Source organism: Mesorhizobium sp. LCM 4576 (assembly GCF_001854815.1).
In the GTDB taxonomy this organism is placed as follows: domain Bacteria; phylum Pseudomonadota; class Alphaproteobacteria; order Rhizobiales; family Rhizobiaceae; genus Mesorhizobium; species Mesorhizobium plurifarium.
Window position 1 is genome coordinate 34,389 of sequence record NZ_MDDT01000057.1, and the last position, 21,767, is coordinate 56,155.

Below are 21,767 nucleotides of genomic sequence, written 5' to 3' on the forward strand. Positions count from 1 at the left end.
CCGCTCAGCCGCCGAGCTTCTGGATCGAATGCGGCGCCGTGGCGAACGCGATGTTCTTGGTTTCCATGTAGAAGTCGAACGACCAGTCGCCGCCGTCGCGGCCTATGCCCGAGCTCTTCACCCCGCCGAACGGCGTTGGCAGGTGCCGCACATTCTCCGAATTCACCCAGATCATGCCGGCGTCGAGCGCATCGGTGAAGCGCAGCGCGCGGGTGACATCGGAGGTCCACAGATAGCCGGTGAGGCCGTATTGCGTGTCGTTGGCGAGAGCCAGCGCCTCGGCTTCGTCCTTGAACGGGATCGCCGTCAGCACCGGCCCGAAGATTTCTTCCTGGGCGACGCGCATCTTGTTGGTGGCGCCGACGAACAGCGTCGGGCTGACATAGCAGCCGCCGCCCGGTCCGGCGAACTTGCCGCCGCCGGCGGCGACCACCGCGCCTTCCGATCTGCCGATCTCGATATAGGAGAGCACCTTCTCCTCATGCACCGGATGGAYGAGCGGACCGACCACGGTTTCAGGATCGAGCGGATGGCCGATCTTGATGCGCTTCGCCTTCTCCGCCACCAGGTCGGTGAACTTGTCATGCACGGATGCCTCGACCAGCAGGCGCGACGATGAGGTGCAGCGCTCGCCGTTCAGCGAATAGATCATGAAGACGGCGGCGTCCGCCGCGCGCTCCAGGTCGGCATCGGCGAAGACGATGACCGGGTTCTTGCCGCCGAGCTCGAAATGCACGCGCTTCAGTGTTTCAGCGCCCTGTTTCATGATCATCGATCCGGTGCGGCTTTCGCCGACGAAGCCGATCGCCTTGATGTCGGGATGTTCGGTCAACGCCCGGCCGGCATCCTCGCCGAAACCGTTGACGAGATTCCAGACGCCCTTGGGCAGGCCGGCTTCCTCGGCGATCTCGACCAGCAGCCGGGCGGTCAGCGGCGACAACTCCGCCGGCTTGTGCACCACCGTGCAGCCGGCGGCCAAGGCCGGCGCGATCTTCCAGGTCGACAGCATGAAGGGCGTGTTCCACGGCGTGATCACGCCGACCGGGCCGATCGGCACGCGCGTCGTCATGTTGAGCTGGCCCGGCGCCCGGAGCGAGCGGCCGTCACGCGCCTCCGGGGCGCGGTCGGCATAGAAGCGGAAGTTCTCGGCGCCGCGCAGTGCCGCCTTGGCCATGAACTTCAGCGACTGGCCGGTATCCATGCATTCGACGAAGGCGATTTCTTCCGCCCGCGCGACGATGGCGTCGGCTATTTTATGCAGCAGCTTCTTGCGCGCGTCGCCAGAGACCGCCGCCCAATCCTTGAAGGCGGCCTTGGCCGCTTTGGCCGCGCGGTCGATATCGGCCGCCTTGCCGCGTGCCACCGTCGCGATCGGCTTGAGGTCGACCGGCGAAAGCGTCTCGAAGGTCGAGCCGTCGGCCGAGGGCACCGCTTCGCCGCCGATCTGGTTGAGCACGCCGTCCTTGCGGAAGCGTTCGAGATAGGCCTCGGCCTTCCTCAGATTATCGTCCAGTGCCGCCATGGGTTCTTCCTGTTGCTTGCTTGCCGCCGCTCATTTGCCGCGCAGTCGCGGATGGATGGCGTTCTTCTTCCAGCTGAGCTCGGCGTCTATCTCGCGGATCTCCAGCGACAGCGCGAAATGYGGCGTGGAAAACAGCGAGGAAAGATGGTCGGTGACCGCCGCGAAGATCGCCTCGCCGGCGCTCTTCTTTTCCGCCGCGCTACGGCCCTTGCCGATGCGGAAATTCATGTCGATGAAGCCGTTCTCGGGAAGCCGGTCGGCGATCGCATAGGCTTCGGCCCGGAAGGCCCGTACCCGCACGGCGCCGGACTCGAACAAGCCTGTTTCGAGGATGGTGCGCGAGACCAGCGCACAGAGCTCACCCATATCGACCTTCGCATCGAGATTCGCCGAATATTCGATCGCCATATGGGGCAAGGATTCCTCCGCCGGCAGCGCCGGTTCTTGTAATTAACATGTGAATTACATCTTGACGGCGGAATGTCAAGCGTCGTTGTCGATGCGCCGTGGCGGCTTGGGACGCAGGATTGCCGGTCTCGGCAAAATCGCGGATATAACTCGATAGCCGTCGAATTTCGCTCCGAGTCGCCAGCGGAAATTGAATTGGAGACCTGACCTTGCTACCGCCCAGCACTCGCCGCTCCTTGCCCATGGCACTGCTTCGCGCCCGCGAAGTGATCATGGCGCACTTCCGGCCGATGCTTGCCCGCCACGACATCACTGAGCAGCAGTGGCGTGTGCTGCGCGTTCTTGCCGAAACCGGCCCCCTGGAGGCAACCGAGCTCGCCAACCGCGCCTCGATCCTGCCGCCCAGTCTCACCCGGATCATCAAGGCGCTGGAGGAGCGTGGCTTCATCACCCGCAACAAGGTCAAGGACGACGGCCGCCGCGCCTTGCTCGCCATCAGCCCGGCCGGCGTAGCGCTGATCGAGGAACTGGCGCCCGAACGTATCGCCATCTACGACGCCATCGAAAAGCGCTATGGCGCCGAAGAGCATGAGCGCCTGCTCGACATGCTGGAAAGCCTGATCCAGTCGGAGACGGTGGAGGGCTGAGAAGCCTATCCGCCAAAACTCCCCAGCGCGCTTGGCTGCATGTAGTTGCGTCCGACATAGAGCAGCGCCGCCTCGTCGCTGCCGTGGCGGATGTCGACGACGCGGCCGAACATCACATTATGCGTGCCGACCTTGTTGACCGCGCCGATCTCRCAATCGAAGCTGACGATGGCGTCAAGCAGCGCCGGCATGCCGGACGGCATGGTCTGCCAGCGCGCGGCTTGGTAGCGTTCGGTCATGTCGCGGATTGCGCCCGCGAATTTCGCCGCCAGATGCATATGCGACTGGGTCAGCACATTGACGCAGAAGCGTTGGTTGGCGAGGAACATGCCGGTCTGCGCCGAACGCTCGTTCATGCACACCAGCAGCGTCGGCGGGTCGTCGGAGACGCTGCACATGGCGGTGGCGGTAAAGCCGCCGCGCCCCGCCGGGCCGTCGGTGGTGACGATGTTGACCGGCGCGCAGACCCGCGCCATGGCCTCGCGGAATTCCAGCCTCGCGACTTGTGTTGTCATGGCCGCTTCCATGGCGGGCTTCGCTCAGTTGGCCTGCGCGGCAAGCGGCGGCAGCCAGGTGTCGCCGGTCCAGCCTTTTTCGTCATAGTCGGCCATGCATTGGTCGACCAGTTCCTCCATCTGCTTCAGYCGGCCGCCGCGCTCGGCGCCCTTCAGCACCTGCAGCCGCACCTCTTCCGGCGCGCCGGCATAGTTGAGCTCGTAGAGCGCGTGGCGGCCGCCGAATTCGGTGCCGGTCGCGTCCCAAAGCAATTTCATGATCTTGATGCGCTCGACATGGCCCATGTCGTTGGAACCGCGCACATATTGAGCGAGATAGCGGTCGATCTCCGGATTGTCGAAATCGCGCGCCGAGGACGGCAGATAGATGAGGCCGGAGGCGATTACCCGGCGCACCGTGTCGATGACGCGCGGATAGGCTTCCGACATGAAGGTGCGGTAGGCAAGCGCGGCCTCGAGATTTGGCAGCACCGCGCCATTCGCCCACGGTATCGGATTGTGCGCCATCGCATTGGAAAAGCTCCAGAACATGTGGCGCAGCGCGATCACTTCGCCGAGCGCCGCCTGGTTCCCGCGGAAGGCGTCGCCGCCCGTGGCCCGCAGCGCCTTGGCAAGCAGTCCGGCGAGGAAGTCGAGCTTCACGGCAAAACGCGTGCAGCCCTGGAAGCAATAGCCATGCATGAAGCCCGACGCCGGGTGGAACGACAGGATCTTCTGCGCATCGCGCAGCACCAGCACGTCCTCCCAGGGAATGAACACGTTGTCGAGCACCAGGATCGCGTCGTTCTCGTCGAAGCGCGACGACAGCGGATAGTCGAAGGGGTGGCCGACGCTGTTGGCCGTCTGCTCGTAGGAGACGCGGCAGAACATCTTTATGCCCGGCGCGTTCATCGGCACGATGAACATCACCGACAGCGACGGATCCTCCGTCACCGTCGCCGAGCTCTGCGCCAGGAAATTATAGTGGGTGAGCGCCGAAGACGTCRCCACAACTTTGGCGCCCGACACCCAGATGCCGGCATCGTTTTCCTTGGTGATGTGCACGAACACGTCCTTCACCTGCTCGGCCGGCTTATGGCGGTCGATCGGCGGATTGACGATGGCGTGGTTCATGAACAGGACCGCTTCCTGGGCGCGTTTATGCCAGGCGCGCGCATTGTCCTTGAACGGGCCGTACCATTCGGCATTAGCGCCGAGCGTGTTCATCAGCGCCGCCTTGTAGTCGGCGGTGCGGCCCATCCAACCATAGGTCATGCGCGCCCAATGTGCGATCGCGCCCTRCTGCGCGGCGAGCTCGGCGGGAGAATGGGCGACACGGAAATATTTGTGGGTGTAGCCGCCCGAGCCGGTGTCGGTGGGCGAGGTCAGCACAGGCTGCTGGTTGGGATCATGCAGCGCGTCGTAGAGGCGCGCCAGCGACCGCGCCGAATTGCGCATCGCCGGATGGGTGGTGACGTCGGCCACCCGCTCGCCATTGATATAGACCTCGCGCCCGTCGCGCAGGCTGGCCAGATATTCGGCGCCCGTAAACGGCCGCGATTTGTCGGCCCGGAAATCTTCCGATCGCATCATGATCCTCCCTTGATCTCTTGAGAGTAGCCGCGGACAGCGCAATGGTTTATGGACGAAAGCGCAAAACCGCTTGGACTTTTTCGGGCGTCTCATGAGCCAGACCGCTATCCCGGAATTCTTCGTCTAYGGCGAGCCGGCGCGGGTGCTCGACGTCGGCTTCCTGCATGTCGAGACCGTGCAGGCCCGCGCTTCGGTGCATCGCGGCCAGGTCCTGGCGCACAAACACCCGCAAATGGCGCAGATCACCTTCTGGACGAGTGGCCAGGGCATCTACCGGATCGAGGACAGGACCTGGAGTTTTTCGGCACCGACAGTAAGCTTCATGCCGAGCGGCGTCGTGCATGGGTTCGACATCGAGCCGGGCACCGACGCGACCGTCGTCTCGATCGCCGRTGAGGCCCTCGCGGCGATCGCCGAGCATTCGGCGTTGGCGCTCGACCAGCCGGTCTTTGTCACCGGTCAGGGAGAGGCGGTGCTCTGGCAAAGGCTCAGCGAGACAATCGGCATGATCCAGGCCGAATATGTCGAGGCGCAAGCCGGCGCGGAAAAGATCCTGCCGCCGCTGGTCGCGGTGGCACTGTCGCACATCRCCCGCCTCTATGCGCAATCACATGCGGTCACCGTGCCTGCGGCGGTTGCTCTGGGCGGCCGGCTCAGACGGCTGATCGACCGCCATTTTCGCGACGACTGGCCGGTCGAGCGCTATGTCGAGGAACTCGGCACCACACGCCATCTGCTCGACAAGGCTTCGCATCATGTACTGGGATCCGGCGTGCGTCAGGCGATCGGCGAAAGGCGCCTGGTCGAAGCCAAGCGCCTTCTGCTCTTCACCATCCGCACGGTCGAGGACATCGCCTACGAGACCGGCTTCAACGATCCGACCTATTTTTCGCGCTTCTTTCGCCAGGCGGTTGGGGTGGCGCCGGCGATGTGGCGAAAAGAGCGGTTAGGCAGTAGGGTAAGGGCCGGTGTCATCGTCAACGCCAATCGCATTCAGCTCCTCGAATAGAGGCTGCGCGCGCGATCGGTACTGGCAGCGGTCGATTTAGCCTTCGGTCCCTGCGCCGGCTCCAAAGACACCCGCAATAAAAAGCTGCTCAAGGCGGCTGTGGATTAGTGTTCTCGTCACTTCCGACCTTGTCGTGYCGTGCAATCCAACGGCAATCAATTGGTCAATCATCGCCRCCGCTTGCCTCGATATCGTTACCGAGAACTGCACAGAATCGGAACTAGTCTCACGCTTGACGGGCATGTCCAGGCACAATGTTCTTGCAATGTAAGAGCATTGTTACTAGCATTGTGACCAAAAGGCGAATCGACTCTGATACGCACTTTTGCTTCAATAAAAAAAGGGACGGCAGAAGCCGTCCCAGTTACCAAGCGAAGAGGTGAAGGGCTCTGACTATCTCTCGTAAACGGGAGCGTCCTTGGAGCCCTTCACCAACCCGATTGCGTTCAGGCAATCGGCTTTGTTCCAGTAGGATTCACCGCTGGCGATGATTTCATGGTTGTTTGACTTGAAACGCCAACGCCACTCATACCCAGATTTGTAGATTTCGTAGTAACCGGTGCTGGTCGCCATAACTTGGATCTCCTTTCGTATGGCTACAGTTGAAAAATACGCAACTCACCTGTTCAGCTATCGCTTTCAGGATAAGACCTACACGGTTGACATCGTCGCGAAGGATGCCGCCGAAGCCAAGGAAAGGCTCAAGGCCTTGGCTTGGGCTCAATATGACGGCGAACTTGTCGCTAGAATGCCTGCTGGGTCTGGTCCCCTCGTTCGAATCGCTGTACTGTTACGCAACGTCACGCATACCATAGTCAGTCGATTCGCATAAGCTGCGAACCACTATTTATGGTAGCGTCAATGTGCCAAAACACAAGATGTTGCGGCTGCGGTTGAGTTACCCACAACCTTATCCCCAGTCTTCACAACCGTTATGGTTGAAACCAGCGTGTTTGCGCCCTCAGCCGCCATCATCCAGCTCTTGCTGCGAAACCCTAGGCCGCGGCAGCTRCTAACCCCGMATCCAGCCCCTCGGCAATCTTCGCCACATCGGCGGCCGTGATGACCAGCGGCGGCGACAGGATGATGTTGTTGCCGGAGACACGCAGCATGACGCCCGCRCCATAGGCGCCGTCCGCGACGGCGGCCATCGTCTTCTTGTCGGCCGGCTTCTTGGCTGCGCGGTCCGAGACCAGCTCGAGCGCGGCCATCAGGCCCTGGTAGCGGACATCGCCGACAAGCTGGTGCTTGGCCTTCAACGCTTCCAGCGCCTTGCCAAGCTCAACGCCGCGCGCGACGGCATTTTCGTTGACGGCCAACCGCTTCGTCTCGGCGAGCGCCGCCAGACCGGCCGCGCAGCCGACGGGGTGGCCGGAATAGGTGTAGCCGTGGCCGATCGCGCCGAAGCTCGTCTTGTCGGCCTCGAACACATCGGCGACCCTGGCGCCGATCATTGTCGCCCCGAGAGGGAAATAACCCGATGTGATCGCCTTGGCGATGGTCATGAAATCGGGCTTCACGCCGGAGAGCCGCGAGCCGGCCCAGGCGCCGGTCCGGCCGAAGCCGGTCACCACCTCGTCGGCGATCAAAAGGATGTCGTGACGGTCGCAGATCGCCCGCACCATCGGCATGAAGCTCTCATGCGGGACAATGACGCCGCCGGCGCCGAGCACCGGCTCCATGATGAAGGCGGCGATCGTGTCGGCGCCCTGGAAAGCGATTTCTTCCTCGATCGCCCGCGCGCAGAGCTTCGCTAGCTTCGCCGGGTCGGTCTCGTCGAACGGATTGCGATAGGTCATAGGTGCCGGCGTGTGGAAGACGCCGGGCAAAAGCGGCTCGTAGTTGCGGCGGAAATTGGCATTGCCGTTGACCGAGGCGCCACCGAAATGCGTGCCGTGATACCCCTTCTTCAGCGCCAGGAACTTCGTTCGATCGCCCTGGCCGCGGATCTTCCAATATTGCCTGGCGAGCCTGAGCGCTGTCTCGACCGAATCCGACCCCCCCGAGGTGAAGAAGGTGCGCACCATGCCCTCCGGCGCAAACCATTGCGTCAGCTCGTAAGCGAGCTCGATGGACGGTCCGGTGGAGGTGCCGCGAAAGCCGGAATAATAGGGGAGCGCATCGAGCTGCGCGGTCATCGCCTTCTTGATCGGATCGCAGCTGTAGCCGAGGTTGACGTTCCACAAGCCGCCGACGGCGTCGAGCACGGTGCGGCCCTCGGCGTCGGTGAYCGAAACGCCTTCACCCTTCATGATGATCTTCGGCGGGCTCGCCCGCATTTCGGCCGGATGCGCCATCGGATGCCAGATCGGCTTGGCGTTGTTCTCGGTGAGGAAGTTGATGTCACGCATCGGGAGGAACTCCGGTTTTCCAATCAGGAGAGCGTAAGGCCGAAATGGCTGAGCGCCTCGGCATAGCTTCGCGCCGGCTCTGCGACGTCGAAGTGAACGGTGAGCATGCCGGCGGCAACCGCGCCGTCGACATTGCGCTTCTGGTCGTCGACGAAGACGCAGGCCGAAAGCGGCAGCTCGAGCGCCTCGCCGACCATCGCATAGGCTCGGCCGTCCGGCTTGAGGATTTTGCTATAGGTCGCATCGACGATCGTCTCGAACAGCGAAAGCAATGGCAGCCGCTCGCGGAAGGATGCGCCATAGAACAGGTCGAGTTCATTCGACAGGATGGCGAGGCGGACACCGGCTTCATGTGCGATGCGGATCGCACGCTCGGCCTCGGGCCGCACCACCGCCTGCGGATCGGCGCCGCGCGCCCGCTGCACGAAGGTCGACATGTCCTGCCAGTCCTCGCCCACCAATTGGCCGACTTCGCGCGTGCGCGTTTTCCAATAGTCGCGCTCGCTGATCTCGTCGGCCTGCATCGAGCGCCACAGCGCATCGGAGGCTGGGTCGAACGGCCCGCGCCAATCGAGCGTGCCGGGCGCGAGGCCAAGCGCCTGCTCGGTCAGTGCATGCGTCTCGAACAGCGTGCGGGTGACGACGCCGCCGAAATCGAGCACCAGCGCCTGCGGCCTCACCCCGCTCATGCCGGCTGCCTACCGGTGACGCCGGGAGGCACGATGCCTTCGGCCACCCAGCGGTCGAAGATCTCCAGCGCCTTGGCGCTGAAGGCGGCGTCATTGATGTGGCCGGCGATCTCATGCAACTCGGCATTCTCCGGCACGTTCGCCCGCATCTCTTCGATAAAGGCCGAGAGCGCGTCGGGTTCGTAGAGCGGTTCGCCCTTCTGATCCCATTGCTGGATGCCGCCGGCGGGTAGGATGAAGGCGGTCGGGCCGGTCGCCGCGGCAAGCTTCTCGCCGATGGCGCGCGCGATCTCCTGGCGCGTCGCGCCATCGGAGGTGACCGAGGCAAGCAGCCGGTTATGCGCGTGATAGGGCCRCTCGGTGAAGCGCGACGGCACGGCCTGCCAGGTCGGGAAATCCACCATGTCGATGGCGCCGGGCGCGACGATCTGCGGGATGCCTTGCCGCCCGGCATTCTCCAGCCGGTCGGCGCCCGAATTCACCACCGAGCCGGTGAGCTGGTTGGCGAGCTCCTGCAGGCTGAAGTCGAGCACGGCGACAAAACCTTTCTGCGCCGCGATCGCCTCCAGCGCCCGTCCGCCCATGCCGGTGGTGTGGAAGACGATGACCTCATAGCCGCGCTTTTCCAGCTCCGGCTTCAAGGTCACCATGTATTGCAGGCAGCTTTTGCCCAGCGAGCTCATGCCGATGCATGGCCTGGATTCGTCGGGTTTGACGACAGCCCGCGCGGCGCCGACCACGGCGCCGCAAGCCTGCGACAGCACCGCCTTGCAGGCGCTGTTGAGCCCATAGAGGCCGCCTGCCCACAGGATCATCATCAGGTCGGTGGCGATGCGCTCCGGCGGCACGAGGTGCGAATATGCGATCGTCGAGACGACGAATTTCGGCACGCCGAGCGGCAGCGCCAGCGCCACATCGAGCGCAAGGTCGGTGCCCATCGAGCCGCCCAAGGCGATGAAGCCCTCGATCTCGCCCTTGTCGTGCAGCGAGCGGGCGAGCCGCGAGGCACCAAGCGCCATCAAGGTCATCGCCGAATTCTCGTCGCCGCTGGCGATGATCGCCTCGATCGTCGTATCGGCGGCCTTGGCCACGGCATGCCGGTCGTGCTCTGGCCTGTAKGGCGGATCGCCAAGCACGCTGACATCCATCATCACGGCAACGCCGCCGACGGCCTCGATGCGCTCGCGCATGAACAGAAGCTCGTCGGCCTTGGTGTCGCCGGTGCCGATAACCAGGATTCGGCGTTTCTCCTCCACATCAATCTCCCTGCAGTCTCTTGTTGGCTGTTACGCCCGCTTCTGGCCAGGCAGGCGGCCGAACAGCCGCTCGCCGATCTCGCGCGCCGCCGCGGCGACGCTCGCGCCGTGGCGCTCGATGTCGCCTTTGTGGATGCGCACCCTGGGGGCGGCGATGGCGATGGTGCCGATGGCGAAACCATCGGCGCCGAGGATTGCGGAGGCCACGCTGAGCACGCCTTCCTCATAGCCTTGCGAGCCGGTCGAATGGCCGCGGGCGCGGGCTGCGGCGACATGCTCGACGAGCGTCTCCACATTGTCGATCGTATGGGGCGTGAACGCCGACAGCGGCCCTGCGAGAATGCCTTCGCGGATGCGCTCCTCGGTAAAGGCCAGGAAGGCGATGCCGGAGGCCGTCGCATGCATCGGCAGCACATCGCCGGGCTGCACGCTGACGCGGTTGGCCTTGGTTGATTCGATGACTTGAAGGGTGATCAGACCACGCTTTGAGTACTCGGAAAGATGCACGGTTTCGCCGGTTTCCGCCGCCAGCGCCTCGACCACCGGCGCCGCCATGCGCAGGAACGGAAACTGCGCCTCGCGCATCAGCGCCAACCGCGTCAGGCCGGCGCCGAGCCGGTAGAAGCGCGTCGTCTCGTCCTGGTCGATCAGACCTTGCGCGATGAGCGAAACCAGCAACCGGCGCGTCGTCGCCTTGTCGAAGCCCGCAACCTTGGCAATGTCGGCAAGCGCCGCCTCGGGCGCGCCGCTGCCCAGCACCTCCAGCAGCGAAATGGCTTTGGCAACCGTGCTCATCGCGTCTCCCTCAGATACTTAACGTGCGAATTAACTTGACAGCAAGTCGATTCCTTTGCAAGTCTAATATCGAAATGCCGTTGCAGATAATGAAATGCATATCGGCCCTCTCAGAAGGCCCTCGGCATCTCAGGGACACTTGGTTTCCGCAGCGCGGAATGGAGGGAAAAATGACCACACTTGAAGCCGGTGAACTGAACCGGCTGAGGAAGAACAGCCTTGGCGTCGGCGCCATCACCTTCATGGTGATCTCGGCCGCTGCGCCGCTCACGGCCGTCGCCGGCGGCACGCCGCTCGGCATGCTGATGGGTAACGGCGCCGGCTTTGCCGGCACCTATCTGATCGTGACGCTTTTGCTGCTCCTGTTCGCGGTCGGCTATGTCGCCATGTCGCGCCACATCGGCAATGCCGGCGCCTTCTACGCCTATGCCGCGCGCGGCCTTGGCGGCCTCGCCGGCGGCGCCGTCGCGCTGATCGCCATCCTCTCCTACAACGCCATGCAGATCGGCGTCATGGGCCTGCTGGGCGCCGCCACCGCCGGCCTTTTCGCCGGCTGGGGCATCAATCTGCCCTGGTGGGTGTGGAGCTTCATCGCCATCGCCATCGTCGCCGTGCTCGGTTACCGCCAGGTCGACCTCTCGGCCAAGATCCTGACGGTGCTGGTGCTTGCCGAATATGTCGTCGTGCTGATCCTCGACCTCACCATCCTCAAGACCGGCGGCGACAGCGGCCTGTCGGCCGCGCCCTTCAGCTGGAGCCAGATCACCAGCGGCGCGCCGGCGATCGCCATCCTGTTCTGCTTCGCCGCCTTCATCGGCTTCGAGGCGACGACGATCTATGCCGAGGAGGCGCGCGACCCCAAGGTGACCATTCCGCGCGCCACCTATTTCTCCGTCATCCTGATCGGCCTGTTCTACATGGTCACCGCCTGGCTGATGGCGGTCGGCGCCGGCGTTGACAAGCTGGTGCCGTCGCTGCAGGCGCTGCAGGATCCGACCACTTTCCTGTTCGGCCTCTCCGACCGTTACGCCGGAACGCTGCTCACCCACGCCATGAGCATCCTGTTCGTCTCGAGCCTGTTCGCAGGCGTGCTGGCGTTCCACAACGCGGTCGCCCGTTACATCTATGTCGCCGGCCGCGAGAAGCTTCTGCCGCAGACGATCGGGGTCACGCATTCGGCGCATCAGAGCCCGCATGTCGCTTCGGTCATCCAGAGCGTGCTCGCGGCGGTCGTCGTGGGGCTTTTCGCCGTGCTCGGCCTTGATCCGGTGCTGGCGCTGTTTTCGTGGCTCACCAACGTCGCCACGCTTGGCGTCATCGTGATGATGGCGGTGGCCTCGCTGGCCGTGGTGATGTACTTCCGCGCCAATCCGTCCAATCAGGAGAATGGGCTGAAGACCACGATCCTGCCGGCGCTGACCTTCATCGCTTTCGCCGTCATCATCTACCTCATCGTCATCAACTTCGGCAGCCTGTCGGGCGCGGGCGGCTTCCTCGGCGTGTTCCTGCCGGCGTTGGTATTGATCGCCGCCGTGGTCGGCGTGCTGCTGGCAGGCGCCTTGCGGGGCAGGGATCCGGCGGCCTTCGAACGGCTCGGCCAGCCGCTGAAGGATTGAGGAACAATAAACAAGGGGCGGCGCTCGTGCCGCCCCTTCAAATTGCCTTAGGAGCAAACTCGTAATGATCAACCAGGACACCATCGACACGCTGCGCAAAACGGAGGTCGGCGCGCGGCGTCTGTTCATCGATGGAGCCCCGGTGGATGCGCAGAGCGGCGCCAGCCTTGAGGTGATCTCGCCGATCGACGGCCGCCCCTTCGCCCGCATCGCCGATGGCGGCGTCGCCGACGTCGACCGCGCCGTAGCCTCGGCGCGCAAGGCCTTCGCCAAGGGCTCCTGGTCGCGTGCGGCGCCCGCCTTGCGCAAGAAGGTGCTTACGAAATTTGCCGAGTTGGTCGAAAAGCACGCGCTGGAACTGGCCGTGCTCGGCGTGCGCGACAACGGCACCGAAATCGGCATGGCCTACAAGGCCGAGCCGCTGTCTGCCGCCGGCACCATCCGCTACTATGCCGAGGCGATCGACAAGGTATATGGCGAGATCGCGCCGACGGCCGACAACGTGCTCGGCCTCATCCACAAGGAACCGCTCGGCGTCGTCGGCGTCATCGTGCCGTGGAACTTCCCGCTGATGATCGGCGCCTGGAAGATCGCGCCGGCCTTGGCCGCCGGCAATTCCATCGTCGTCAAGCCGCCGGAGATCGCCTCGCTCACTTTGCTGCGGCTGGCGGAACTGGCCGTCGAGGCCGGCTTGCCGGAAGGCGTCTTCAATGTCGTCACCGGGCGCGGCTCGGTCGCCGGCGAGGCGCTCGGCCTGCATATGGATGTCGACGCGATCGCCTTCACCGGCTCCGGCCCGGTCGGTCGCCGCCTGCTCGAATATGCCGCGCGCTCCAACCTCAAACGCGTGTTCCTCGAGCTTGGCGGCAAGTCGCCCAACATCGTCTTTGCCGATGCGCCTGATTTGAAGCAGGCGGCGGTCGTTTCGGCCAACGGCATCTTCCGCAATTCCGGACAGGTCTGCGTCGCCGGCTCGCGGCTGCTGGTCCAGGCCTCGGTCTATGACCGCTTCATGGACGAGCTCCTCAAGGCAACCACCAAGCTGAAGGTCGGCGACCCGCTCGACCTTGGCAGCGATATCGGCGCGGTGTCGAGCGCCGAGCAGCTGACCAAGAATCTCGGCTTCGTCGCCAAGGCCGTGGAGGAGGGCGCCCGTCTCGTCACCGGCGGCGAACGCATCCTGGCCGGGACCGGCGGCAGCTACATGGCGCCGACGATCTTCGAGAACGTGACTGAGACGATGCAGCTCGCCCGCGAGGAGGTGTTCGGGCCGGTGCTCGGTGTCATGCGCTTCGAGACGGAGGAGGAGGCGGTGCGGCTCGCCAACGCGACCGTCTATGGGCTCGCCTCGGCCGTATGGACCTCGAACCTGTCGACCGCCCACCGTATGGTGCGCGCCATCAATGCCGGCGTCGTCCACGTCAACACCTACGGCGGCGCCGACGTCACCGTGCCGCTCGGCGGCTTCAAGCAGTCCGGCTTCGGCCGCGACAAGTCCCTCCACGCCATCGAGAAATACACCGACCTCAAGACGGCGTGGATTTCGCTGGGGTGAAGCGCCAGCGCCTGACTTTGCACGTCCACACGACTTAAACAGGCGGCCGCTTGCGCGGCTCGCTTCGAGGCACTCCTGTCGTTGGCGGAAACGCTCCGGCTGCCTTGTTGGTCCCGGCCGCCGCAACCCGATTTGCCTGCCCGTTTTACGGATTCTTGAGCGGGGGCCGAAAAAAGACTCGACTCAAATGTCATGACGTTCGTACGATGTGTCCATGACGTGGGACATGAAYGATCTCGACCAGGGGCCTTTGCCGCTCTGGTTCCAAATCGCGGACCGGCTGCGCGCGGCGATCGAGCGCGGCGAGTTCAGGCCCGGCGATGCCTTGCCGTCGGAAGCGCGGTTGAACGAGCGCTTCGGCGTGAGYCGGACGACGGCGCGCGCCTCGCTCGACCGTCTCGAGCAGGAGGGGTTGATCAGCCGCCGCTCCGGCAAGGGATCGATCGTGCTGACGTCGCGGGTCGAGCAGCCGCTTAATCTGCTGTCGAGCTTCTCCGAAGACATGCTTCGCCGGGGCTTGCAGCCATCCTATGTGACGCGAAGCGCCGACTATGCCCTGCCCACGGCGGAAGTGGCCGAGGCGCTCGGCATAGACCGCAAGACCCGCGCCTTCCGCATCGATCGTCTGCTCAAGGCCGACGGTTGGCCGATAGGGATGTCGGAATCCTGGATATCGCCGGCGGTGCTCAATTCGCATACGCCGAGCAGCAGGGACCTCGACGTCGGATCGCTCTACACCTGGCTCGAGCGCAACCACGGCGCCAGGATCGCCGGCGGGCAGGAGCTGATCGAGGCGGCGACAGCGACGAGGAAACTCGCCGAGAGCCTGGACATTGCCGTCGGCGCGCCGCTGCTGGTTGCCCGGAGGCGGTCGCATGCAGCCGACGGCGCGCCCATCGAATACGCGGTCATGCACTATCGCGCCGACCGCTACCGTTTCCGCGTCGATCTGGTGCGGCAATGACGGGTCGAGCCGCGCTGTTCGTCGGCGATGTCAGTTTCGACCTGACGATGACCGTGTCGCACATACCGGAGCCCGATGAGAAAGTGCACGCGGCCACGGCGATCGAATCGCCCGGCGGCGTGGCCGCCAATGCGGCGGTGGCTTGCGCCCTGGCTGGGACTCCGGTTCGGCTTGCCGTCGGCGTCGGCGACGATGTCGTCGGGCGGGCGCTGGTCGATCAGTTGGAGACGACCGGCGCCGAAATCGCATGGCATGTCTATCCCGGCATGACTTGCCGGGTTGTCGTCCTGCTGGAGCCTCATGGCGAGAAACGCCTGCTGCTTTATCCCGGCGTCTCGATGTACCCGCAACGGCTGCAGATCGAGGCGCTTTCGCTTGACGACACCGGTTGGATCCATACCGCCGTCTACGACCGCTCCGCCGCCGCCGCGCTGATCGACCGCTGCCGGGCGCGGGCGCTGCCCTGGTCGCTCGACCTGGAGCCTTCCACCTTTCCCGACGGGATAGATCTCATGCGCGATTTCATCGCCGGTGCCGCGGTTGTCTTTTGCAATGGCCGTTCCATGGCCGCCATCGGCGGCAATTCGATCGAGCGCTTGCTGGCGATGGGCGCCAAGACGGTCGTTCAGACACGAGGCGCCGACGGCGCGACGCTGCATCGGGCGGAAGGGCATCTGGATATCGCGGCGCCGCGAGGCCCTGTCGTCGACACCACCGGCGCCGGCGACTGCCTGGCCGGCTGGTTCATCGCCGAACGATTGCGCGGCACGGCGCCCGAAGCAGCGCTTGAGACTGCCGTCGCCGCGGCCACGCTGAGCTGCGCCCGGCTCGGATCGCAATCATCCTATCCCAGACGGCAGGATCTGCCCGGCCTGATAATCCAGGCCTGACGACCGCCGGACGACGCAACAGAGAGCCAGCAATGAAAGCGACGCAAGTCCTCCCCCCCAAGATCAATGCCCTGGAAGAATTGTTCCAGGTCAGGAAGCCGATCATCGGCGTCATCCATCTGCAGGCCCTGCCGGGCGCGCCCCGTTATCAGGGTCAGCCGATGCGCGACATCTATGCCGCCGCTGTCGCCGACGCGCGCACCCTGTCGGCGGGCGGGATCGACGGCATCATCATCGAGAATGCCAGCGACATGCCGTTTCGCAGGCCCGAAAACATCGGTCCCGAGACCGTGGCCGCCCTGACGGCCGCGTGCCTGGAGGTAAGAGGCGCCGTCGACACGCCGATCGGCATCACCTGCGTCGCCAACGGCGTGGTTCCGGCGCTCGCGGTCGCCAAGGCGGTCGGCGCCCGCTGGGTCAGGGCAAACCAGTGGGTCAACGCCTATGTCGCCAATGAGGGTTTCCTGAACGGCCCGGCGCCGGAGGCGATGCGCTACCGCTCGGCAATCGGCGCGACCGATGTCCGCATCTTCGCGGATGTCCATGTCAAATTCGGCGCGCACGCGATCACGGCCGATCGCAGCATTCCTGAACAAGCGACCGACGCCGAATGGTTCGACGCCGACGTTCTCATCRCCACCGGCACGCGCACCGGGTCTCCGACCGAGCCGCGCGAGGTCCAGGAGGTGAGGAGCGGCACGACGCTGCCCGTCATTGTCGGATCCGGTCTCAACCCGGATCAGGTTCCGAGCCTCTTCGAGGTTGCCGACGGCGCCATCATTGGCCAGTGGCTGAAGCGCGACGGGGTCTGGTGGAACCCTGTCGATCCGGCCCGCGTCGAGCGACTGGTCGCCGCCGTCTCGCGGCTGAGGAGCGGCGGATGACCCTGCTTACCAAAGCGACCGACGTCTTTTCGGCGGCGGCCAGCGAGCGCTGCGTCGTGCTGTTCATCGCCAAATCCCAGCCAAGGCTGCCTGGCGTTTTCGATGCAGGGCACCTTGCCGCCATAGGCGCGGTGCTTGGCGAATTGGAGGCCGAGGGATGGCTCCTCTCGCTGCGGGCCATGGTCGACCCGTCCGAGAAGACCGCGCCTACCGCGTTCGAGACCGGTTTCGCCCATGACGCCGATGTCGTCGGCGTGTTCGAGGCGCCGACGATCTCTGCGGCGCTGCGGGGCACGGTGCGGCTGGAGAGCGCCGGATGGTCTCGGCGCTTTGCCACGCAATGGCTGGTCGGCCCGCGGGAGTTCGCCGCCGTGAACGGGATCGGACCGGCGATCGACCGCAAATGGGGTTTCTTCGCGCTCTGGGAATGGAACGACGCCTGGGCGGCGGCATCCGCCGAAACCCGCCGCGACTATGACGCCGAATGCGATGTCGCGTTCCAGGGCGATCTCTCCTTCAACGTCAACATCGCCGGGCRCCACCGCCTGGACTGGGCCAGTTCCTGGCATCATCTCGGCGTCTGGGAATCCGATCGCCCCGAAACCGTCGACGCCGCGATCCGCGGTCATGAGCGCGCGGCCGATTTCAAGTTCACGACGTCCAGGCATTTGCTCGGGCGGCGGCGTCCGCTCACCGAGCTGCTTGCCGGCGCCCCAGGAGGAATATCATGACGGAAAGCATCTGGATCCACTATGCGCGGCCTCGCCCGCATTGGTACGGGCTGAGCGAAGCCGAGCAGGCGGCGCGAAGGAAGGCCTGGGCGGAGGTGTCAGCCGCCTCGGGCAAGGCCGGCGCCRCATTTGTCGGCAATTATCATGTGCGCGGACAGCACGATTTCGAGACGGTCGAGATCTGGCGCTTTCCCGACGCCGAGGCCGCCTTCGATCATTGGTCGCGGCTGACGGCGGCGGCCTACAACGAGTGGTTCGCCTTCTCCAACAATATCGGCCTGGCCGCGGAATCGGCGCCGTGAGCACGATCCCGCTCCTCGAGGCGCAAAACATCCGACGTCGGTTCGGGCACGTTCATGCGCTCGACGGAGCGAACTWCGCCGTCTATCCGGGTGAGATCTGCGCCCTCATCGGCGACAACGGCGCCGGCAAGTCGACCCTGGTCAAGATATTGTCGGGCGCCGATCGTCCGGACGAAGGCCGCATCCTCATCGACGGACGCGAGGTTTCCTTCGACAGTCCGTCGACCGCGCAGCAACTGGGCATTGCGACCGTCTATCAGGATCTGGCGCTCGCGCCCGAACTCGCCGCTTCCGACAATCTCTTCCTCGGCCGCGAGATCATGYGGGCCGGACTGCTCGGACAACTCGGTTTTCTCAACCGGCGCGAAATGCGGCGACGCGCGGCCGATCAATTCGCAAGGCTCAGCGTGCATCTCAGATCGCCGGGCGTGCCGGTTTCGGCACTTTCGGGCGGCCAACGTCAGTCCGTCGCGATCGCACGTGCGGCGTTGTGGGCAGACAAGATCATCTTCATGGACGAGCCGACCGCAGCACTWGGCGTGCAGCAGACGGCCCGTGTCCTCGACCTCATCCGGCAGGTGCGCGACCAGGGCATCGCCGTGGTCCTGATCAGCCACAACATGCCGCAGGTTCTCGAGATCGCGGACAGGGTCGAGGTGCTGCGGCTTGGCAAGCGGGTCGCCCGCTTCGAAACCAGGGCGGCGACCGTCGAAAGCCTGGTGACCGCCATGACCAGCGGCACCGATGCAGGGGACGTGGTTCAATGATCCGGCTCAACGCTAAAGCCGCGGGCGGCGATGGCACCGAACGCGAAACAGGCGCGGAGCGGTTGAGCAGGCTGATCGGCGGAGGCTGGATATTTCTCCTGCTGTTTGGCCTGATCGTCATCTTCTCGGTCATGCGGCCCGAGCAGTTCGGCTCTTCCTACAATCTCACCATGCTGGCCGTGAACGCGGCCATCCTGCTCGTGCTCTCGATAGGCCAGACCTTTGTCATCGCTTCGGCAGGCATCGATCTGTCGGTGGGGGCGGTCCTGGTCTTCTCCTCGGTGACCTCCGCGCAGGTGATGCTCTGGCTGTCGGGCACGCCCGGCGGCACCTATGGCACGACCGACGGTGGCTGGGGTGTCATTGGCGCCGGCCTCGTCGTCGCTCTCGTCAGCGGCGCCGGCTGGGGGGCGCTGAACGGGTTCCTCGTCGCCTTCGCCCGCATCCCGGCGCTCATCGTGACGCTCGGCTCGCTCGGCATGGCGCTGGGCTTTGCCCAGATCCTGACCGGCGGCGTCGATGTGCGCGCCGTCCCGGAACTGCTGGTGAGCGAGATCGGCGCGGGAACGATCGCCGGCGTGCCGGTCCTGGTGATCATCGCTGTCATCGTCACCATTGTCGCGGCAATCGTCCTRCATCTCACACGCTTTGGCCTGCACGTGTTCGCCGTCGGCTCGAATGCGGAAGCCTCCCGCCGATCCGGCATCAAGCTCAGGTCCCGCATCGTCCAGATCTACGTCTTGTCCGGAGCGCTCGCGGGGCTCGCCGCGATGATGTCGATTGCCCGTTTCTCCACGACCACGWTCGGCGGCCACGCGATGGACAATCTTTCCACGATCTCGGCCGTCGTCCTTGGCGGCACCAGCCTCTTTGGCGGCATTGGCAGCATCGCCGGGACAGTGATCGGCGTGTTCATCCCGATCGTATTGCTCAACGGCTTCGTGATCCTCGGCATCCCCCCGTTCTGGCAGACGGTGGCGATGGGCGCCGTGCTCATCCTCGCCGTCTKGATCGACCAGCTCAAACGCCGCGCGCGAGAACGCGGTTGAGAAAAAAGTGCCTTCCAACAACCAGAGGAGAATAAAAATGACGAAGAAGAAATATCTGCTTTTTGCAACCGCCGCCCTGGCCGCATCGGTCTGCGCGAGCCCTGGAAATACCGCCGAAAAATCGGTGGCGTTGGTGCTGGGTGTCAAGGGCAGCCCCTTCTACCAGGCGCTCGCCTGCGGGGCGAAGGCCAAGGCCAAGGAGCTCGGGCTGGACCTGACGGTCTCGGCGCCCGATCAGTTCGCGGCGGATTCGCAGGTGCCGGTCGTGAACGCCGTCACGGCGACCGGGCCGGCCGTCGCGGCAATCGTCCCAACCGATATGCAGGCGCTGATCGCGCCGATGAAGCAGTTGAGCGATCGCGGCACCAAGGTGATCACCGTCGACCAGACGATCGGCGACAGCTCGTTCGTCCAGACCCAGATCCTCACCGACAATGAGGCGGGCGGCAAGCTTGGCGCCGACGCGATGAACACGTTGCTCGGCGGCAAGGGCAAGGTCCTCGTCATCACGCAGCCACCCGGTTCCGCCGCCCAGGATGCGCGTACCACCGGCTTCGAGGAAGGGCTCAAGAAATATCCCGGCATCGAATATCTCGGGCCGCAATATCAGAGCGACGATCCGCAGAAGGCGGCCGAGATCATCACCTCGACGCTCTCGGCCCACCCCGATCTCGCGGGCGTCTTCTCGACCAACGACCAGGGTGCCATCGGCGCCATCACCGGGCTGAAGCAGGCGGGTGCGGCGGGCAAGGTGAAGGTCGTGGCCTATGACGCCGCCACGGCCGAGGTCAACGCGTTCAAGAACGGGACCATACACGCCCTTATCGCCCAGAACCCCAAGCAGGAAGGCGAGGTGGCGATGGAGGCCGCGGCCAAGCTGATCGGCGGCGGATCGCTCGACAAGACGACGCTGACCGAGATCGTCACGATCAAGGCCGGCGACACGGCCGCCGCCGAGAAATACGAATACAAGGGCGATTGCGAATGATCTGAAACGGCCGCTCCGCCCGGTTCGGACGGCGACCTCCGCGATGATCGCGAGGGCTCGCCTCCGCGGCTGGGCGGGACCGGAAGCCGGTGGTGAAGCTCATCGGATCGCCTGGCTTTCCTCGACGGCCTCCCGGCAGATGCGATCTGACCTCGACTATCCGCTTGGYAAGCGGTGCTGTGTCGGGCCAAACTGGCCAATCTGCATGCCTGCCTCAAGGAGACTTCGAAAATGACCGCCAGTGTTTTTTCCGGCTGCATGCCGGCGCTGATGACGCCCTGCACCGATGACCGCCTTCCCGACTTCGACGCTCTGGTGCGCAAGGGACGCGAGCTGATCGCCGCCGGCATGTCGGCCGTCGTCTATTGCGGCTCCATGGGCGACTGGCCGCTCTTGACCGACGCGCTGCGCATGGAAGGCGTCGAGCGCCTGGTGAAGGCCGGCGTCCCGGTGATCGTCGGCACGGGCGCCGTCAACACCGCCAGCGCCGTGGCGCATGCCGCGCATGCGCAAAAGGTCGGCGCGCGCGGCCTGATGGTGATCCCGCGCGTTCTGTCGCGCGGGCCGTCGGTGACGGCGCAGCGCCATCATTTCAAGGCGATCCTTGCCGCCGCGCCCGACCTGCCGGCCGTCATCTACAACAGTCCCTATTACGGCTTTGCCACGCGCGCCGACCTCTTCTTCGCGCTGCGCGCCGAACATCCGAACCTTGTCGGCTTCAAGGAGTTTGGCGGCCCGGCAGATCTGCGCTACGCGGCGGAAAACATCACCAGCCGCGACGACGACGTTGCGCTGATGATCGGCGTCGACACCGCCGTCTTCCATGGCTTCGTCAATTGCGGCGCATCCGGCGCCATCACCGGCATCGGCAATGTGCTGCCCAAGGAAGTGCTGYATCTGGTGGGCCTCAGCCAGGCCGCGGCGAAGGGCGACGCCGAAGCGCGCCGGCTGGCGCAGGAACTGGACGCGGCTTTGGCCGTTCTGTCCTCTTTCGACGAGGGTCCGGACCTCGTGCTCTATTTCAAGCACATGATGGTGCTGAAGGGTGCCCCCGAATACAGGCTGCACTTCAACGAGACGGACGCCTTGAGCGACAGCCAGCGCGGCTATGCCGAGCAGCAGCTCAAGCTGTTCGACAGCTGGTATGCGCAATGGTCGAGGCAGCCCGCAATGGCACGATACGCGGCCTGAGCTGACATCTCGGCCGGACCCGCCGGCTGAGGCGAACAGGCCCGCGCTTGCCGCGGGCCTGTTCAT

At 64.8% G+C, this 21,767-nt stretch carries 23 protein-coding genes; 14 read left to right on the plus strand and 9 right to left on the minus strand.

The genetic code is table 11. The annotated features are described in order from the left end of the window. Positions 1-4: 4 nt before the first annotated feature. Together hpaE and LCM4576_RS25975 are read right to left on the minus strand one after the other, a co-directional pair. Positions 5-1,522 carry a 5-carboxymethyl-2-hydroxymuconate semialdehyde dehydrogenase gene (gene hpaE, locus LCM4576_RS25970; protein ID WP_071035353.1) on the minus strand — a complete coding sequence of 506 codons (1,518 nt, stop codon included), beginning with the start codon at positions 1,520-1,522 and terminating at the stop codon, positions 5-7. Positions 1,523-1,552: 30 nt separating this feature from the next. Continuing rightward, a complete protein-coding gene (locus tag LCM4576_RS25975) occupies positions 1,553-1,939 on the minus strand; it encodes a 5-carboxymethyl-2-hydroxymuconate Delta-isomerase (protein ID WP_071035354.1) in 387 nt (128 codons plus the stop codon). A gap of 233 nt (positions 1,940-2,172) precedes the next feature. Here LCM4576_RS25975 and hpaR point away from each other — a divergent pair, with 233 nt between their 5' ends. Continuing rightward, a complete protein-coding gene (gene hpaR / locus LCM4576_RS25980) occupies positions 2,173-2,577 on the plus strand; it encodes a homoprotocatechuate degradation operon regulator HpaR (protein ID WP_244508438.1) in 405 nt (134 codons plus the stop codon). A 5-nt stretch (positions 2,578-2,582) separates the two neighbouring features. On the opposite strand, the gene LCM4576_RS25985 is transcribed toward hpaR, so the two are convergent. Together LCM4576_RS25985 and LCM4576_RS25990 are read right to left on the minus strand one after the other, a co-directional pair. Further along, positions 2,583-3,092 carry a flavin reductase gene (locus LCM4576_RS25985; protein WP_040980261.1) on the minus strand — a complete coding sequence of 170 codons (510 nt, stop codon included), beginning with the start codon at positions 3,090-3,092 and terminating at the stop codon, positions 2,583-2,585. Positions 3,093-3,116: 24 nt separating this feature from the next. Then, positions 3,117-4,661 (minus strand): 4-hydroxyphenylacetate 3-hydroxylase N-terminal domain-containing protein, encoded by a 1,545-nt coding sequence (locus tag LCM4576_RS25990; RefSeq protein ID WP_071035868.1) that lies wholly within the window; start codon positions 4,659-4,661, stop codon positions 3,117-3,119. 94 nt (positions 4,662-4,755) lie between these two features. Here LCM4576_RS25990 and LCM4576_RS25995 point away from each other — a divergent pair, with 94 nt between their 5' ends. Beyond that, positions 4,756-5,673: a helix-turn-helix domain-containing protein gene (locus LCM4576_RS25995; protein ID WP_071035355.1), complete on the plus strand. Its 918-nt coding sequence runs from the start codon at positions 4,756-4,758 to the stop codon at positions 5,671-5,673. Between the two features lie 393 nt (positions 5,674-6,066). Here the strand turns inward: LCM4576_RS25995 and LCM4576_RS26005 are convergent, their stop codons facing one another. Continuing rightward, on the minus strand, positions 6,067-6,246 hold the full coding sequence (locus LCM4576_RS26005; protein ID WP_071035357.1) for a DUF1508 domain-containing protein: 180 nt from the start codon (positions 6,244-6,246) through the stop codon (positions 6,067-6,069). Positions 6,247-6,265: 19 nt separating this feature from the next. On the opposite strand from LCM4576_RS26005, the gene LCM4576_RS26010 reads away from it, so the two are divergent. Next, entirely contained in the window at positions 6,266-6,505 is a 240-nt protein-coding gene (locus LCM4576_RS26010; protein ID WP_071035869.1) for a hypothetical protein, read from the plus strand. 163 nt (positions 6,506-6,668) lie between these two features. Here LCM4576_RS26010 and LCM4576_RS26015 read toward each other — a convergent pair whose 3' ends face one another. From LCM4576_RS26015 to LCM4576_RS26030, 4 genes are read right to left on the minus strand one after another with little or no spacing between them, the layout of a single operon-like run. Further along, on the minus strand, positions 6,669-8,024 hold the full coding sequence (locus LCM4576_RS26015) for an aminotransferase class III-fold pyridoxal phosphate-dependent enzyme (RefSeq protein WP_071035358.1): 1,356 nt from the start codon (positions 8,022-8,024) through the stop codon (positions 6,669-6,671). A 23-nt stretch (positions 8,025-8,047) separates the two neighbouring features. Further along, the gene (locus tag LCM4576_RS26020; protein WP_071035359.1) at positions 8,048-8,713 is read right to left on the minus strand and encodes an HAD-IA family hydrolase; all 666 of its coding nucleotides are present in this window, start codon (positions 8,711-8,713) and stop codon (positions 8,048-8,050) included. Next, positions 8,710-9,969, minus strand: a complete 1,260-nt coding sequence (locus LCM4576_RS26025; protein WP_083361537.1) for a Tm-1-like ATP-binding domain-containing protein — start codon at positions 9,967-9,969, stop codon at positions 8,710-8,712. Before LCM4576_RS26025 ends, LCM4576_RS26020 begins: the two co-directional genes overlap by 4 nt. Before the next feature lie 30 nt (positions 9,970-9,999). Further along, positions 10,000-10,764 carry an IclR family transcriptional regulator gene (locus LCM4576_RS26030; protein WP_071035361.1) on the minus strand — a complete coding sequence of 255 codons (765 nt, stop codon included), beginning with the start codon at positions 10,762-10,764 and terminating at the stop codon, positions 10,000-10,002. 158 nt (positions 10,765-10,922) lie between these two features. Here LCM4576_RS26030 and LCM4576_RS26035 point away from each other — a divergent pair, with 158 nt between their 5' ends. The 11 genes from LCM4576_RS26035 (at position 10,923) to LCM4576_RS26085 (ending at position 21,701) form a co-directional block, all read left to right on the plus strand. Further along, on the plus strand, positions 10,923-12,380 hold the full coding sequence (locus LCM4576_RS26035) for an APC family permease (RefSeq protein ID WP_198540318.1): 1,458 nt from the start codon (positions 10,923-10,925) through the stop codon (positions 12,378-12,380). A gap of 64 nt (positions 12,381-12,444) precedes the next feature. Continuing rightward, positions 12,445-13,935 carry an aldehyde dehydrogenase gene (locus tag LCM4576_RS26040; protein WP_071035363.1) on the plus strand — a complete coding sequence of 497 codons (1,491 nt, stop codon included), beginning with the start codon at positions 12,445-12,447 and terminating at the stop codon, positions 13,933-13,935. A 214-nt stretch (positions 13,936-14,149) separates the two neighbouring features. Continuing rightward, positions 14,150-14,899, plus strand: a complete 750-nt coding sequence (locus tag LCM4576_RS26045; protein WP_083354861.1) for a GntR family transcriptional regulator — start codon at positions 14,150-14,152, stop codon at positions 14,897-14,899. Beyond that, complete coding sequence (locus LCM4576_RS26050) at positions 14,896-15,789, plus strand: carbohydrate kinase family protein (RefSeq protein ID WP_071035365.1); 894 nt, start codon at positions 14,896-14,898, stop codon at positions 15,787-15,789. The genes LCM4576_RS26045 and LCM4576_RS26050 overlap by 4 nt, the downstream gene beginning before the upstream one ends. Positions 15,790-15,821: 32 nt before the next feature. Continuing rightward, positions 15,822-16,673, plus strand: a complete 852-nt coding sequence (locus tag LCM4576_RS26055) for a BtpA/SgcQ family protein (protein ID WP_071035366.1) — start codon at positions 15,822-15,824, stop codon at positions 16,671-16,673. Beyond that, entirely contained in the window at positions 16,670-17,404 is a 735-nt protein-coding gene (locus tag LCM4576_RS26060) for a hypothetical protein (RefSeq protein WP_071035367.1), read from the plus strand. Before LCM4576_RS26055 ends, LCM4576_RS26060 begins: the two co-directional genes overlap by 4 nt. Further along, positions 17,401-17,706 (plus strand): hypothetical protein, encoded by a 306-nt coding sequence (locus LCM4576_RS37380; protein WP_071035368.1) that lies wholly within the window; start codon positions 17,401-17,403, stop codon positions 17,704-17,706. The genes LCM4576_RS26060 and LCM4576_RS37380 overlap by 4 nt, the downstream gene beginning before the upstream one ends. Continuing rightward, positions 17,703-18,473 carry an ATP-binding cassette domain-containing protein gene (locus LCM4576_RS26070; RefSeq protein ID WP_071035369.1) on the plus strand — a complete coding sequence of 257 codons (771 nt, stop codon included), beginning with the start codon at positions 17,703-17,705 and terminating at the stop codon, positions 18,471-18,473. The genes LCM4576_RS37380 and LCM4576_RS26070 overlap by 4 nt, the downstream gene beginning before the upstream one ends. Beyond that, positions 18,470-19,522, plus strand: coding sequence for an ABC transporter permease (locus tag LCM4576_RS26075; RefSeq protein ID WP_083361538.1), 1,053 nt, complete (start codon positions 18,470-18,472; stop codon positions 19,520-19,522). Before LCM4576_RS26070 ends, LCM4576_RS26075 begins: the two co-directional genes overlap by 4 nt. 37 nt (positions 19,523-19,559) lie before the next feature. Next, positions 19,560-20,510 (plus strand): ABC transporter substrate-binding protein, encoded by a 951-nt coding sequence (locus LCM4576_RS26080; protein WP_071035370.1) that lies wholly within the window; start codon positions 19,560-19,562, stop codon positions 20,508-20,510. Positions 20,511-20,741: 231 nt separating this feature from the next. After that, positions 20,742-21,701, plus strand: coding sequence for a dihydrodipicolinate synthase family protein (locus LCM4576_RS26085; protein ID WP_071035871.1), 960 nt, complete (start codon positions 20,742-20,744; stop codon positions 21,699-21,701). Positions 21,702-21,767 lie beyond the last annotated feature (66 nt).

Excerpts from the sequence above, each read along its gene's own strand:
- hpaR (WP_244508438.1), top strand. The coding sequence starts at position 2,173 with ATGGCACTGCTTCGCGCCCGCGAAGTGATCATGGCGCACTTCCGGCCG.
- LCM4576_RS26005 (WP_071035357.1), bottom strand. The coding sequence starts at position 6,246 with ATGGCGACCAGCACCGGTTACTACGAAATCTACAAATCTGGGTATGAG.
- LCM4576_RS26010 (WP_071035869.1), top strand. The coding sequence starts at position 6,266 with ATGGCTACAGTTGAAAAATACGCAACTCACCTGTTCAGCTATCGCTTT.
- LCM4576_RS26020 (WP_071035359.1), bottom strand. The coding sequence starts at position 8,713 with ATGAGCGGGGTGAGGCCGCAGGCGCTGGTGCTCGATTTCGGCGGCGTC.
- LCM4576_RS26030 (WP_071035361.1), bottom strand. The coding sequence starts at position 10,764 with ATGAGCACGGTTGCCAAAGCCATTTCGCTGCTGGAGGTGCTGGGCAGC.
- LCM4576_RS26035 (WP_198540318.1), top strand. The coding sequence starts at position 10,923 with ATGGAGGGAAAAATGACCACACTTGAAGCCGGTGAACTGAACCGGCTG.
- LCM4576_RS26040 (WP_071035363.1), top strand. The coding sequence starts at position 12,445 with ATGATCAACCAGGACACCATCGACACGCTGCGCAAAACGGAGGTCGGC.
- LCM4576_RS26050 (WP_071035365.1), top strand. The coding sequence starts at position 14,896 with ATGACGGGTCGAGCCGCGCTGTTCGTCGGCGATGTCAGTTTCGACCTG.
- LCM4576_RS26080 (WP_071035370.1), top strand. The coding sequence starts at position 19,560 with ATGACGAAGAAGAAATATCTGCTTTTTGCAACCGCCGCCCTGGCCGCA.